This is a genomic window from Nitrosovibrio sp. Nv6 (assembly GCF_900110495.1).
Classification (GTDB): Bacteria; Pseudomonadota; Gammaproteobacteria; order Burkholderiales; family Nitrosomonadaceae; genus Nitrosospira.
Genome location: NZ_FODX01000003.1, coordinates 259484 through 272497 on the forward strand (window position 1 = coordinate 259484; position 13014 = coordinate 272497).

Consider the following 13014-nt stretch of genomic DNA (forward strand, 5'->3'; position numbering starts at 1 on the left):
GCGACAACCGCAACCAGTGCGCTGTGCTGGATAACGAGTCGGCTATTGCCAAGGTGCAGGAAGTAACTGGGTACGCCAATATCGCGACCACGAGGATCTACGATCATGGCGCGACGCGGCCGGAGAATTAGTCCGATCTTTAATGTGGCGCACTAACTGGTGCTCGAACGGCCTATAGGAGCTTCAGTTGTCGTGCCGCGCGATATACGTCAGCCCAGTTTGCGCTCGTTGATCTGCTCGACGTCGATGCTGGCAACTTCATCCTTTCCTGCGGTATAAACGGCAGTTACGTCAATGCTGAGCGCGCTCTCGATCACTAGAAAGCCTTCAAAGCCGTGAATGACTTGCAGATCAAATTTTGGTCTCGCATCAGCACAGTCGATTTTGATCACCTGATCGCCTTTCAAAGTTTCAGTAATCCATTTGCTGTTGAAACCCCCGGCAAGTGCAATTTTCAACCGCAGCTTGACTTCTTTTTCGTGAGGGTTATGAATATTGATCGCAGTTTGATAACTGCCCGGCAAAAATGAGCTTGTAGTTTGTGATGTCCCCGGAATATTGGCAGTACAAATAAATTTCGCCGCATATTGATAACAGAATTCTGGCCGGGCAGCAGGCTCCGTCTCGATGGTAGTCATGTATTTACTCCTTTCGTTAATGTGCGTACAGTGTCCGTAACGCTTTTGGAAAATACCTTATAGAAAGAACTGCTACTGTTCGTTGCCACACTTAGCCAATTTTGAGTCAAGGTGTTTTTCACCAAAATAAATTTGCAAGAGGTTATTGCCACTGAAAAAGTCTTAAAGAACAATACGGTAGTGGTCAAATAATTTCAGATACCGAGATAGGTGGCATTGTCTGCATTTTCGGTTCGTAGACGGCGACTGACAGATATTCCAAATTCGAGCGAAGCTTGGTATCGTTATAAAAACAGACCATGTATTCGCGTATTGAATTGCACGAATTCTTGCGCTTCGGCTACACCTTGCGATCTACGGAGGACTGCTCTTTCTCTTATTTCTTGTAATACCCGGGCACAACCAGAACAGCCGAAAAATTTTATCCGCAACTTGCCACCCAAGCGGTTTGTAGCTGCCGACTTTTTCCTCCCCTACTTTTTCTCCGCATAAAACGGTCCTGCGGAACAGGAACTCGTGCGATCCATTTTTTACATTGGAACGACAGCATCATCATTCGTCTTTTCAGTGTTGTCCAGCAAATCTCCACAGCTTGTTTGGAGTAAAATGCAGTTTTCAAGAATTCTCCATGATGAGCATCACCATCGCCCTTTCCAAGGGCCGCATTTTTGACGATACCGCACCGTTGTTGAAAGCGGCAGGTATTGTCGCGCTGGATGATCCGGAAACATCGCGCAAACTGATCCTTGCCACCAATTGCGATAACGTGCGGCTTATCATCGTCCGGGCATCGGATGTGCCGACCTATGTGCAATACGGCGCCGCGGATATGGGTATCGCCGGAAAAGACGTATTGCTGGAACATGGCGGTGCGGGGCTTTATCAGCCGCTGGACCTGAATATCGCTCGCTGCCGCATGATGGTGGCGGTACGCGATGATTTCGATTACGAATCCGCTGTTCGCCAGGGAGCAAGGGTACGCGTCGCGACCAAATATTTACAGACGGCGCGTGAACACTTTGCAGGCAAAGGCATGCATGTGGATCTCATCAAGCTCTACGGTTCCATGGAATTGGCGCCACTGGTCGGATTGGCGGATGCAATTGTGGACCTGGTATCCAGCGGCAATACGCTGAAGGCCAATAATCTCAAGGCGGTCGAAGAGATCATGCCCATTTCGGCACGGTTGGTCATCAACCAGGCAGCACTGAAGTTGAAGCGGCATACAATTCAGCCGATGCTGGAAGCTTTCTCTGCCTCCATCGCGAAATAAATAATGAATCAGGAATAATGTCGCAAACTGCAAGCCAACGAAAACCGAACTTCTTCTCATGATACAAATTAAACGGCTGTCTTCAACCGATGCCAGCTTCGATGAAGCGCTATCGAAACTGCTGGCCTTTGAAAACGCCCAGGATGCGAAACTGGACGCAACTGTCGCGGACATTCTTGCCAATATAAAGAAGCGGGGTGATGAAGCCCTGCTGGAATATACGCGCCGTTTCGATCATCTGAATGCAGCCTCCGCGGCGGAGCTTGAATTACCCCAGGATCGCTTGCAGCAAGCTCTGCGGAAGCTGCCCGCGGATCAGCGCGACGCCCTGGAGCAGGCGGCTCAACGGGTGCGCGTCTACCATGAAAAACAACAAGTGCAATCCTGGAGCTATACGGAGCCCGACGGCACGCTGCTCGGCCAGAAAATAACGCCGCTGGATCGTGTCGGCTTATATGTTCCCGGCGGCAAGGCATCCTATCCTTCATCGGTGCTGATGAATGCCATTCCTGCCAAGGTGGCGGGCGTGAGTGAACTCATCATGGTCACACCGGCTTCCGGCGGTGAGACAAACGATCTGGTGCTCGCTGCCGCAGCGATTTGCGAGGTTGACCGAGTCTTTACCATCGGCGGCGCCCAGGCGGTTGCAGCGCTGGCCTACGGTACCGAGGCTGTGCCGCAGGTGGACAAGATTGTCGGCCCCGGCAACGCATATGTGACAGCCGCCAAGCGCAGTGTATTCGGAATCGTGGGTATCGATATGCTGGCAGGACCTTCGGAGATTCTGGTGATTTGCGATGGCAAGACAAATCCCGACTGGATCGCGATGGATTTATTTTCGCAAGCCGAGCACGATGAGATGGCGCAGGCAATTCTGCTTTCTCCCGACCCCCATTTCATTGGCGCGGTGGCGGCAAGTATTGACCGCCAGCTGGAAACCATGCCGCGCAAGACTGTAATACAGGCTTCGCTCGAAAGCCGCGGCGCCCTGATCCAGGTATGCGACCTGGATGAAGCCTGCGCCATCGCTAATCGTATCGCCCCGGAACATCTTGAATTATCGGTTGAGCAGCCGGAAAAATGGATGGAGAAAATCAGGCATGCCGGCGCCATCTTTCTGGGACGACATACTTGCGAAGCACTTGGCGATTACTGTGCCGGCCCGAACCACGTCCTGCCCACGTCCCGTACCGCACGCTTTTCATCACCGTTGGGCGTGTACGATTTCCAGAAACGCAGCAGTATTATTCAAGTGTCGGAGCAGGGTTCGGCAAAACTGGGTGCAATTGCTTCCATCCTGGCTTATGGAGAAGGTTTACAGGCCCATGCGATGTCGGCGGAATATCGATACAAGAAAAAATTGGCGACGTAAGAGAATCGTATCTTTTCGATGAGTAAAGATACCATGTTGGCTACCGATGCCGAACGAATCATAAATAAAACCGTATAAAACGCCAAGATGCGCAGACCGCCCGACCAAATCATCCGCCCGGAGATTCTTGCACTCTCCGCCTATCACGTGCCACCTGCAACGGGTATGGTGAAGCTGGATGCGATGGAGAACCCTTATTCCCTGCCAGCCGGAGTGCGAGATGAAATCGCGCGGCTGGCGGGGGATGCGCCGATTAACCGATATCCTGATCCTAGTGCTGTTTCGCTCAAGGCCGCGTTGCGCGAAGCGCTGGCGGTCCCCGATGGCATGGATATCATGCTGGGCAACGGTTCGGACGAGATCATACAGATCATCGCGTTGGCCTGCGCAAGACCGGGCGCCGTGTTGATGAGTGTCGAGCCTGCGTTTGTCATGTTTCGCATGATCGCGACTTTCACCGGGATGACTTATGCGGGTGTGCCGTTAAACCCTGATTTCTCGCTTGATGTGGCAGGAACGCTCGATGCCATCGCGCGGCACCAGCCAGCGGTAATTTTCATTGCCTACCCCAATAACCCTACTGGCAACCTGTTTGACGCCGCCGGAATCTCACGTATTATTGACGCTGCTCCCGGTATTGTAGTTGTGGATGAGGCTTACCATGCCTTCGCCGGTGCGAGCTTCATGGGCGAGTTGGCGCAACACCCCAATCTGTTATTGATGCGCACCCTCTCCAAGTCGGGGCTGGCCGGTTTAAGGCTTGGGCTTCTGGCCGGACGGCCAGAGTGGCTGATACAGCTGGAAAAACTGCGTTTGCCGTATAATGTAGGAATAATTACTCAACTTGTCACGGAAAAGGTGTTGCAGCATGGAGATGTCCTGCTGCAACAGGCTGCGGCGATCAAGATTGAACGGGCGGCGATGAGTGAAAACCTGGCAACGCTGGATGGGATTGAGGTTTTTCCGACGGATGCAAACTTTATTTTATTCCGCGTGAACCAGGGAAATAACGCTGGATCAGTGTTTCAGGAACTCAAGAATCGCGCTGTATTGATCAAGAATCTCGACGGCTCACACCCGCTACTGACAAATTGCCTGCGTGTAACGGTGGGAACTCCCGATGAAAACGCGCAATTCTTAGAGGCGCTGCAAGCCTCGCTCAAGAAACCGAACGATTAAATTATTTCACTCATGCGTCAGGCTCAAGTCAACCGCAATACTCTGGAAACCCAGATCAGCCTCAAAGCCAATCTGGATGGAACCGGAAAAGCAATACTGGACACCGGTGTTCCATTTCTCGATCACATGCTGGACCAGGTAGCGCGTCACGGCATGATTGACCTGGAGATTGCGGCCAAGGGAGATCTGCATATCGACGCCCATCATACCGTGGAGGATATCGGCATCACATTTGGACAGGCATTCACGCAAGCAGTCGGAGATAAAAAAGGTTTGCGCCGCTACGGTCACGCTTATGTACCGTTGGACGAAGCATTGTCGCGAGTGGTGGTAGACCTTTCGGGCCGTCCCGGCATGGAATTCAATGTCGAGTTTGTACGTGCCCGGATTGGCGAGTTTGATGTTGATTTGATCCCCGAGTTTTTCCAGGGGTTTGTCAACCATGCCATGGTGACATTGCATATTGATAACCTCTCCGGCCGCAACGCCCACCACCAGGCGGAAACGGTATTCAAGGCGTTTGGCCGCGCACTGCGCATGGCAATGGAAACCGACCCCCGCGCAGATGGCACAATTCCGTCCACCAAAGGTTCCTTGTAAGCTTTATCACTCCTCATTTGCCCTGTATGACTGATATTGCAATTGTTGACTACGGCATGGGTAATTTGCGCTCCGTGTCTAAAGCGCTGGAGCATGTCGCTCCCACGGCCACCATCGCTGTCACCGACGACCCCGAAGTGGTGCGGAAGGCTGACCGCGTTGTGGTTCCCGGCCAGGGGGCAATGCCGGACTGCCTGCGCGAACTGGATATGCGCGGATTGCGCGAAGCGGTGCTGGATGCTGCAATGAACAAGCCGTTTCTCGGCATCTGCATCGGCCTGCAAATGTTGTTCGACAGTAGCGAGGAAGGCAATGTAAAAGGCTTGGGCATTGTGCCCGGCAAGGTACGTCGTTTTCCTCCCGTGGCGATGGCGGACACCAATAAGGCCAGTGAGACCGGTGGAACTCCGAATACTCATGGGCAGAGGCTCAAGGTGCCCCACATGGGTTGGAACGAAGTTCATCAAACCGTCGATCATCCCCTGTGGAAAGGCATTCCCGCCGATGCGCGCTTCTATTTCGTGCACAGCTATTATGTGGAAACCACCAATCCGGTACAGGTGGCAGCATTCAGTCTTTACCCTGCTCCGTTTACTTGCGCAGTGGCAAAGGATAATATTTTTGCTGTCCAGTTTCATCCGGAAAAAAGCCACGAGGCGGGGCTGACGCTGCTGAGCAACTTTGTACGATGGAAACCTGCATCAAGAACAGATAAGCAATTCCAGGCGAGCTTATAACCCCTCTCATTCAAATTCAATCCCGACTCAAATGCTGATCATTCCTGCGATAGACTTGAAAGACGGTCACTGCGTACGCCTGAAACAAGGCGTCATGGAAAACGCTACTGTATTTTCGGAAGAACCCGGCGCCATGGCCAGGCATTGGCTGGATCAGGGCGCGCGCCGGCTGCATTTGGTGGACCTCAACGGCGCGTTTGCCGGCAGGCCGAAGAACGAGCCGGCCATTCGCGACATTGTTGAAGCCATCGGTGATGAAATTCCGACTCAACTCGGCGGCGGCATACGCGATCTCGAAACCATCGAACGTTATCTCGACGATGGCATTACTTATATTATCATCGGTACCGCGGCGGTAAAGACCCCGGGATTCCTGCATGATGCCTGCAACGCTTTCCCCGGTCATATCATGGTGGGACTGGATGCGAAGGACGGCAAGGTGGCAGTCAATGGCTGGTCTAAAGTTACCGGTCACGACGTCGTGGATCTCGCGAAAAAATTTGAGGATTACGGGGTCGAAGCAATTATCTATACCGATATCGGGCGCGACGGTATGTTAAGCGGCGTCAATGTCCAGGCGACGATGGAACTGGCACGGGCGCTGACTATCCCTGTCATTGCAAGCGGCGGGGTGACCAATCTCGACGACGTCAAAGCTCTGTGCGAAATCGAGCCGGAAGGTATTGCGGGCGCAATCACGGGGCGCGCAATTTACGAAGGCACCCTGGACTTCAGGTTGGCACAAGCGCTGGCGGATGAACTGAGTATGAAAATGGGCATCCGGGATACCACCCTCTCCTGATGAAGAGAACCCATTATCCGTTCCGTTCAAAGGTAAAATCACGGCAAGCTCTGTTTTCCGGTTCGCGGCATCCTTTCTATAGCTGTGTTCCTTTTACGGCAGAGCGTCTCTACTCTTGTTGATACCTCAATATAAATTAAATTCGAAGTTCCAAGGGAATACATTGCCATCGAGTTGCCAGCTTGAGTTGCAAAGCGACGCAAGCAATCCGCAAAACCGATACTCGCAAGTTTTATAAAGGCATCTCATGGGTCTGGCCAAGCGTATCATCCCCTGTCTTGACGTCACAAATGGACGCGTTGTCAAGGGCGTCAATTTTGTCGGACTTAGGGATGCAGGTGATCCCGTCGAAATATCGCGCCGCTACGATGATCAGGGAGCGGATGAACTGACCTTTCTCGACATCACCGCCAGTTCTGATAACAGGGACCTGATTCTGCACATCATCGAAGAAGTCGCTGCCCAGGTGTTCATTCCATTAACTGTCGGTGGCGGCGTTCGCAAGGTAGAGGACGTGCGCCGACTATTGAATGCGGGGGCGGATAAAGTAAGCATCAACACGTCAGCGGTCGAGAATCCCAAACTGGTGGCTGACGCCGCGGACCGTTACGGTTCCCAGTGCATAGTGGTGGCGATAGACGCCAAGCGGGTGGGTAACGACTGGGAAGTATTTACTCATGGAGGACGCAAGACTACCGGCCTGAATGCGGTCGAGTGGGCGAAGAAAATGCAGTCCCTGGGTGCAGGCGAAATATTGCTTACCAGTATGGATAAAGATGGTACCCATAACGGTTTCGACCTGGCGCTGACTCGCGCGGTATCGGATGCGGTGGATGTGCCGGTGATCGCGAGTGGCGGCGTAGGCAATTTGCACCACCTGGTGGAAGGAATCATAGAGGGCCATGCTGATGCCGTGTTGGCAGCAAGTATTTTCCACTTCGGTGAATACACTGTACGCCAGGCCAAAGAGTATATGGCGCAACACGGCATTGAAGTACGGTTGTAGTGTACTAGAATTAATAAAATTTCATAATCCGATTCTCAAGCATATATATCTATGTCCGATATTTGGTTGAACAAGATAAACTGGTCCGAAGATGGATTGGTGCAGGTCGTGACACAAGAAGCCGCCAGCAATAAGGTATTGATGGTTGCCTGGATGAATCGCACGGCACTGAAGCTTACCGTACAAACCAGCGAGGCTCATTACTGGTCGCGTTCCCGCAAGAAACTCTGGCATAAAGGCGAGGAATCGGGGCACGTACAGAAAGTAAAGGAAATCCGGCTGGATTGTGATGCCGACGTCCTGTTGTTGGCTGTGGAACAAGTTGGCGGCATCGCTTGTCATACCGGCAGACATAATTGTTTTTTCAACAAACTGGAAGACGGCCAATGGACCGTCGCTGCACCGGTAATCAAAAGCCCTGAAGAGATCTACAGGAAATGATCGATCCGGCTATTCTTGACCGTGTGGCTCAGACTATCGAGGCCCGAAAAGATGCGGATCCCGCCACTTCCTACGTGGCTAAACTGCTGCACGAAGGGCAGGACAAGATACTGAAAAAAATTGCGGAAGAGTCGGCGGAGGTGCTGCTGGCGGCGAAAGACGGCGATAAATCGCACGTTGTGCGCGAAACCGCGGATTTATGGTTTCACTGCATGGTATTACTGGCTCACCATGATCTGGGACCGCAGGATGTGCTGAATGAATTGCGGCGCCGCGAGGGAATCTCAGGAATCGATGAAAAGGCGGCACGAAATGCAGGATAAAAATGGATAATTGTGTTTTTTGCAAAATCGTACGGGGAGAAATTCCCAGTGAAAGAATATACGAGGATACTGAAGTTTTCGCGTTTCACGATATTCACCCCGCAGCGCAGGTACATTTCATGTTGATACCCAAGCTGCATATCGGCTCGCTGGCGGAGGTCGAAGACAAGCACCGCAGTTTATTGGGTGAGATGATGGTGCTCGTACCCAAGCTGGCGAGGGAGCAGGGCTGCATGGACGGCTTTCGCACCGTTATCAACACCGGTCGCGTGGGGGGACAAGAGGTTTATCATTTGCATATTCATGTCATAGGCGGAAGGGATCGCTTGCCGGCTATGATTCCTCATCCGAAATAAAGGAGAGAATAATGGGATCATTCAGTATTTGGCACTGGCTGGTCGTTCTGTTGATTGTTGTTCTGGTATTCGGCACCAAGAAACTGCGCAATATCGGCAGCGATCTGGGCGGTGCGGTGAAGGGCTTCCGGGAAGGTGTAAAAAGTGCTGATGAAGAGGAGATATCTTCTGCGCCTCATCAAACCGATGCCCGGATTATCGAAGCCGATGCCAAGGACAAGACCTATTCAAAATCTTGAGGCCGGCGAGTAAAGAGTGAAAAGTTCGGGCTGATAGCGGGGAGCCCGTCCAAATGAAGAATGGCCTCTCATTCACCTTTACTACGCTTCCTTAATGATTCTCGCAAAAAATGTTCGATATCAGTTTCACTGAAATTCTCGTCATCGCAGCCGTGGCGCTAGTCGTCATAGGGCCTGAGCGGCTGCCCAAGGTGGCACGCACGCTAGGGCATCTGTTCGGGCGAGCGCAGCGTTACGTCAATGATGTAAAGAACGATATTCAGCGGGAAATGGAACTGGAAGAACTCAAGAACTGGAAAACTTCCGTGGAGGGGACTGGCCGTTCCATCGAAAATACGGTACGAACAGAGATGAACCAGTTCCAGGAAGAACTGAACAGAGAAACAAAATCTTCCACAGCGGTGCCTCCTGCGCCCTCTTCCGAGGCAGCGGGGGAAGCTGCTCCGCCCCTGGATTCGCCATCAGATTCTTTCGTCCCACCGATCCAGCCAATCACGCCGTCGGTCAAATCAAAAGCCGGTCCCAACGCAACCGGAGCAGAAGTACCCCGCGATTAATTCAGTGCGGATAACATATACTTCGCTGATGCAAACCAGTGAACGTATAACCACGTCTTTCGATTTCCGGCCCCCTTTCACGATATGACGACCGACGAAACATTTATTTCCCATCTTGTGGAGCTTCGTGCCAGGTTGATGCGTGCATGCGGGGTGCTGGTGCTCGGTTTTCTTCCCTGTGCCTTTTACGCGCGGGAACTCTACTCCTTGCTGGCACAACCTCTGCTCGAAAAACTTCCGCAAGGGGGACAGATGATCGCCACTGAGGTGATTACGCCTTTTTTTGTGCCCATGAAAGTTGCCATGATGGCGGCGTTTATCATTACCTTGCCTCACACGCTCTATCAGGTATGGGCATTTGTCGCGCCAGGATTGTACTCCCACGAAAAACGTCTGGTACTTCCCCTGGTGTTCGCCAGCAGCTTTCTATTCATCTGCGGTATGTCATTCGCTTACTTTGCCGCACTGCCGCTCGTATTCGAGTTTATCACCCATTTCGCGCCAGAGGGCGTGGCGGTCATGACCGATATTGGCCGGTATCTCGACTTTGTCCTGACCATGTTCATCGCCTTTGGCATAACGTTTGAGGTGCCCATATTTGTTGTAATACTGGTTCGAGCCGGTATTGTCTCAATCGAGAAACTAAAGGCGGTGCGTAGCTACGTTCTCGTTGGCGCGTTCGTCGTAGGGGCCATATTCACACCTCCCGATGTGGTTTCCCAATTCATGCTGGCGGTGCCGCTTTATTTGCTCTATGAACTGGGAATAATGGTGGCTGGGCTCGGCGGCGAACCCGCGGCAGCGCCGGTTTATCAGCCGGCGAATGGGAAAGATACGGGGCATGAACCGGAAAAGGCAGAAACCGGAGAGAAGAACGGCTGAAATTACTCCGGTACTGCGGCACCAGTTGCATACAATTTGGATTCGCAAACAATGACGTCGTCGTGCGTCATGTGATCATCCCGATTTGTCACAGCGCGATCTATGAGGGGATGTCCAGAGATTCCTTGATTTATTCCAGTGCATCCGGATCTTCATACTGGTCCTGAGGCATGGTGGGCATGGTGGGCCTGGGACGCTTACCGACATTGATCTTGATGGGTTTTTCTGTCTGATTGCGCACTACCTTGATATTCGCTGCTTCTCCCGGTGCTAATGCCGCGATCAGGTTAAGCATGCCGGATGAATCAATGACGGGGCTTCCCTCTACCTCCACAATTATATCCCCCGGCTTTACCCCGGCCCGATCGGCGGGTCCACCTTTGAGTACGCCAGCGATCAAGGCGCCGTTGGTATTCGGGCGCTTGAACGATTCCGCCAGCTCCGGTGTCAAGTCCTGCACTTCCACCCCGATCCAGCCGCGAGTTACGTCCCCTGTCTGAATAATCTGCTCCATGACCTGCTTTGCTACACTGGCTGTGATGGCAAAGCCGATGCCAAGTGATCCGCCGGTACGCGAGACAATGGCGGTATTGATGCCAATCAGATTGCCGGAGCTGTCTACCAATGCACCCCCGGAATTTCCAGGGTTAATCGCAGCGTCTGTCTGGATGAAATTTTCAAACGTATTGATGCCCAGATGTGTTCTTCCCAGCGCGCTGATAATGCCCATGGTCACCGTCTGTCCCACACCGAAGGGATTTCCGATGGCAAGTACCATATCACCGACCCGGGCATTATCGGAATGCCCGAAGGTCATTATCGGTAGCTGTTCCATATCCACTCTTACGACCGCAAGATCGGTCTCGGGATCGGAGCCAATGACGCGTGCTTTGGCCTTTCTGCCATCAGCCAGAGCAATTTCTATCTCATCGGCCGCTTCGATGACATGGTGATTGGTAAGAATATAACCTTCAGCACTGACGATTACGCCGGAACCAAGGCTTGAGGCACGCCGGCTTTCCGGTGACTCGAAGCGATCGCCGAAGAAGTGCCGGAACATGGGATCCCGCAGCAGTGGATGAGAAGAGATCTTTACCTCTTTGCTGGTAAAGACATTTACCACCGATGGCATGGCCTTCTGCGCGGCCTCGCTAAAGCTGCCCGGCCTTGGCTCTGCGCGAGCTGCTCCATCGGTAGCAGCTTCCTTTATGGTTGCGATGACGCCGCCCTGAGTTCGCCACGGTAACAGTTCAGGCCGCAAGGTGGAAACCACAAACAAGGCTGCAAGAACCATTGTTGTTGTTTGTGCGAAGATCAACCAGAGTTTGTGCATTTTTTGGATACGGTTTTTGAGGTTACAATGACCTGAGTATAGACGGGATGAACTTTTATGCCACTGAATGAGCTCGAAATCTATCTGAACAAGCTTCTGGACGTCACCCGCTTTCGCGATTATTGCCCAAATGGGCTGCAAGTGGAAGGCCGAAGTGCGGTGCGTCAGCTGATCAGTGGCGTCACTGCCTCATTCGATTTCCTTCAAGCTGCGGTAGCGGCAGGGGCTGATGCAGTTCTCGTACATCACGGTTATTTCTGGCGAGGCGAGGACCAATGCATTGTCGGCATGAAACATCGCCGTATTGCATTGCTGATGGCACACAAGGTCGGGCTGCTTTCCTATCATTTGCCGCTTGACGCCCACCCGGAACTGGGCAATAACGTTCAATTGGCCCGGAAAATGGGTTTTGCTGAAACCAGCCCTTTTGGCGATCAAAACATCGCTATGCAGGGAACGCTTCCTTCACATATGACGAATCTGAAGGACCTTCGCACAGGTATCGAACGAGTCCTGTGTCGCACACCTCTGGTAATCGGCGAAGATGCGAAGACGGTAAGGCGTGTAGCATGGTGTACCGGCGCCGCCCAGGATTATTTCGATGAAGCTGTTAGCCTGGGCGTGGATGTGTTCATCACTGGTGAAATTTCCGAGCGGAATGTTCACGCCGCGCGCGAATCCGGCGTAGCTTTTATTTCGGCGGGACACCATGCCACTGAGCGATATGGGGTACAGGCACTGGGGGAGCATATATCCCAAAAATTCGGTATCGCGCACCGCTACATCGATATCGATAGTCCGGTATGAGATTATCGGTCTTGAAATAGGTAGGCAATATTTACCCCTGTCTACGCTACTTGATGTTTTTCCCTGAAACCCAGCCGCTCAATCAGGAACCAACGTCCTGAGCAGGGCGTGCCTCCCATGTTCAAATTCCCCCACGCCTACCGGATTGATTTATCGCTCCTGCTGAAGTGGTATCAGTGGTACCAGAAAGAGTCATGGTACTGGCGCTACCCGTATATCTAAACCAGCGATACAGTTATGGTCATAATAAATTTTTAAAAAAATTACGAGGGGTACTTTTGTCTGCAACGGTAAATCATGAGGGGCCCAAACGCATCTGCGCCTGCTGTGGCGTGGCAGGCGCGCTGGATGGGCTGATGCAATCATGGGCTATGGTCACAGATACCGAAGCACAACAATTATTACGGAGTAAAGGAGAGCAAAATGGTAGTCAAGCCTTGGCTTAGGCTGGTGACGCTGACATGCGGGG

At 52.5% G+C, this 13014-nt stretch carries 17 protein-coding genes; 15 read left to right on the forward strand and 2 right to left on the reverse strand.

Features of this window, described 5'->3' with window-relative positions; all coding sequences use genetic code 11:
• Nucleotides 1-209: 209 nt before the first annotated feature.
• Nucleotides 210-638, reverse strand: a complete 429-nt coding sequence (locus BMX66_RS09810) for a hypothetical protein (RefSeq protein ID WP_090881625.1) — start codon at nt 636-638, stop codon at nt 210-212.
• A gap of 628 nt (nt 639-1266) precedes the next feature.
• Here BMX66_RS09810 and hisG point away from each other — a divergent pair.
• The 13 genes from hisG to tatC all read left to right on the forward strand — a co-directional run bounded on the left by hisG (nt 1267) and on the right by tatC (nt 10405).
• On the forward strand, nt 1267-1911 hold the full coding sequence (gene hisG / locus BMX66_RS09815) for an ATP phosphoribosyltransferase (protein WP_090881627.1): 645 nt from the start codon (nt 1267-1269) through the stop codon (nt 1909-1911).
• 58 nt (nt 1912-1969) lie between these two features.
• Entirely contained in the window at nt 1970-3283 is a 1314-nt protein-coding gene (gene hisD, locus BMX66_RS09820) for a histidinol dehydrogenase (protein WP_177168771.1), read from the forward strand.
• An 87-nt stretch (nt 3284-3370) separates the two neighbouring features.
• The gene (gene hisC / locus BMX66_RS09825) at nt 3371-4462 is read left to right on the forward strand and encodes a histidinol-phosphate transaminase (RefSeq protein ID WP_090881629.1); all 1092 of its coding nucleotides are present in this window, start codon (nt 3371-3373) and stop codon (nt 4460-4462) included.
• Between the two features lie 12 nt (nt 4463-4474).
• Entirely contained in the window at nt 4475-5062 is a 588-nt protein-coding gene (hisB, locus tag BMX66_RS09830; RefSeq protein ID WP_090881631.1) for an imidazoleglycerol-phosphate dehydratase HisB, read from the forward strand.
• Nucleotides 5063-5088: 26 nt separating this feature from the next.
• A complete protein-coding gene (gene hisH / locus BMX66_RS09835) occupies nt 5089-5799 on the forward strand; it encodes an imidazole glycerol phosphate synthase subunit HisH (protein ID WP_090881633.1) in 711 nt (236 codons plus the stop codon).
• Between the two features lie 31 nt (nt 5800-5830).
• The gene (hisA, locus tag BMX66_RS09840; RefSeq protein ID WP_090881635.1) at nt 5831-6601 is read left to right on the forward strand and encodes a 1-(5-phosphoribosyl)-5-[(5-phosphoribosylamino)methylideneamino]imidazole-4-carboxamide isomerase; all 771 of its coding nucleotides are present in this window, start codon (nt 5831-5833) and stop codon (nt 6599-6601) included.
• 247 nt (nt 6602-6848) lie between these two features.
• A complete protein-coding gene (gene hisF / locus BMX66_RS09845) occupies nt 6849-7607 on the forward strand; it encodes an imidazole glycerol phosphate synthase subunit HisF (protein WP_090881637.1) in 759 nt (252 codons plus the stop codon).
• Nucleotides 7608-7658: 51 nt separating this feature from the next.
• The gene (gene hisI, locus BMX66_RS09850) at nt 7659-8048 is read left to right on the forward strand and encodes a phosphoribosyl-AMP cyclohydrolase (protein WP_090881639.1); all 390 of its coding nucleotides are present in this window, start codon (nt 7659-7661) and stop codon (nt 8046-8048) included.
• Nucleotides 8045-8371, forward strand: coding sequence for a phosphoribosyl-ATP diphosphatase (locus BMX66_RS09855; RefSeq protein ID WP_090881641.1), 327 nt, complete (start codon nt 8045-8047; stop codon nt 8369-8371). The genes hisI and BMX66_RS09855 overlap by 4 nt, the downstream gene beginning before the upstream one ends.
• Nucleotides 8372-8373: 2 nt before the next feature.
• Nucleotides 8374-8727, forward strand: a complete 354-nt coding sequence (locus tag BMX66_RS09860) for a histidine triad nucleotide-binding protein (protein ID WP_090881643.1) — start codon at nt 8374-8376, stop codon at nt 8725-8727.
• 11 nt (nt 8728-8738) lie between these two features.
• Nucleotides 8739-8966, forward strand: coding sequence for a Sec-independent protein translocase subunit TatA (gene tatA / locus BMX66_RS09865; protein ID WP_090881645.1), 228 nt, complete (start codon nt 8739-8741; stop codon nt 8964-8966).
• 110 nt (nt 8967-9076) lie between these two features.
• Nucleotides 9077-9523, forward strand: a complete 447-nt coding sequence (gene tatB, locus BMX66_RS09870) for a Sec-independent protein translocase protein TatB (protein WP_090881647.1) — start codon at nt 9077-9079, stop codon at nt 9521-9523.
• Nucleotides 9524-9607: 84 nt separating this feature from the next.
• The gene (gene tatC, locus BMX66_RS09875; protein WP_090881649.1) at nt 9608-10405 is read left to right on the forward strand and encodes a twin-arginine translocase subunit TatC; all 798 of its coding nucleotides are present in this window, start codon (nt 9608-9610) and stop codon (nt 10403-10405) included.
• A 130-nt stretch (nt 10406-10535) separates the two neighbouring features.
• Here tatC and BMX66_RS09880 read toward each other — a convergent pair whose 3' ends face one another.
• Nucleotides 10536-11738: a Do family serine endopeptidase gene (locus tag BMX66_RS09880; RefSeq protein ID WP_090881651.1), complete on the reverse strand. Its 1203-nt coding sequence runs from the start codon at nt 11736-11738 to the stop codon at nt 10536-10538.
• A 57-nt stretch (nt 11739-11795) separates the two neighbouring features.
• Between BMX66_RS09880 and BMX66_RS09885 the strand changes: the two genes are divergently transcribed.
• Both BMX66_RS09885 and BMX66_RS15360 read left to right on the forward strand, forming a co-directional pair.
• Nucleotides 11796-12545, forward strand: coding sequence for a Nif3-like dinuclear metal center hexameric protein (locus BMX66_RS09885; protein WP_090881653.1), 750 nt, complete (start codon nt 11796-11798; stop codon nt 12543-12545).
• Between the two features lie 194 nt (nt 12546-12739).
• Nucleotides 12740-12991: a hypothetical protein gene (locus BMX66_RS15360; protein WP_143058220.1), complete on the forward strand. Its 252-nt coding sequence runs from the start codon at nt 12740-12742 to the stop codon at nt 12989-12991.
• Nucleotides 12992-13014: the final 23 nt, after the last annotated feature.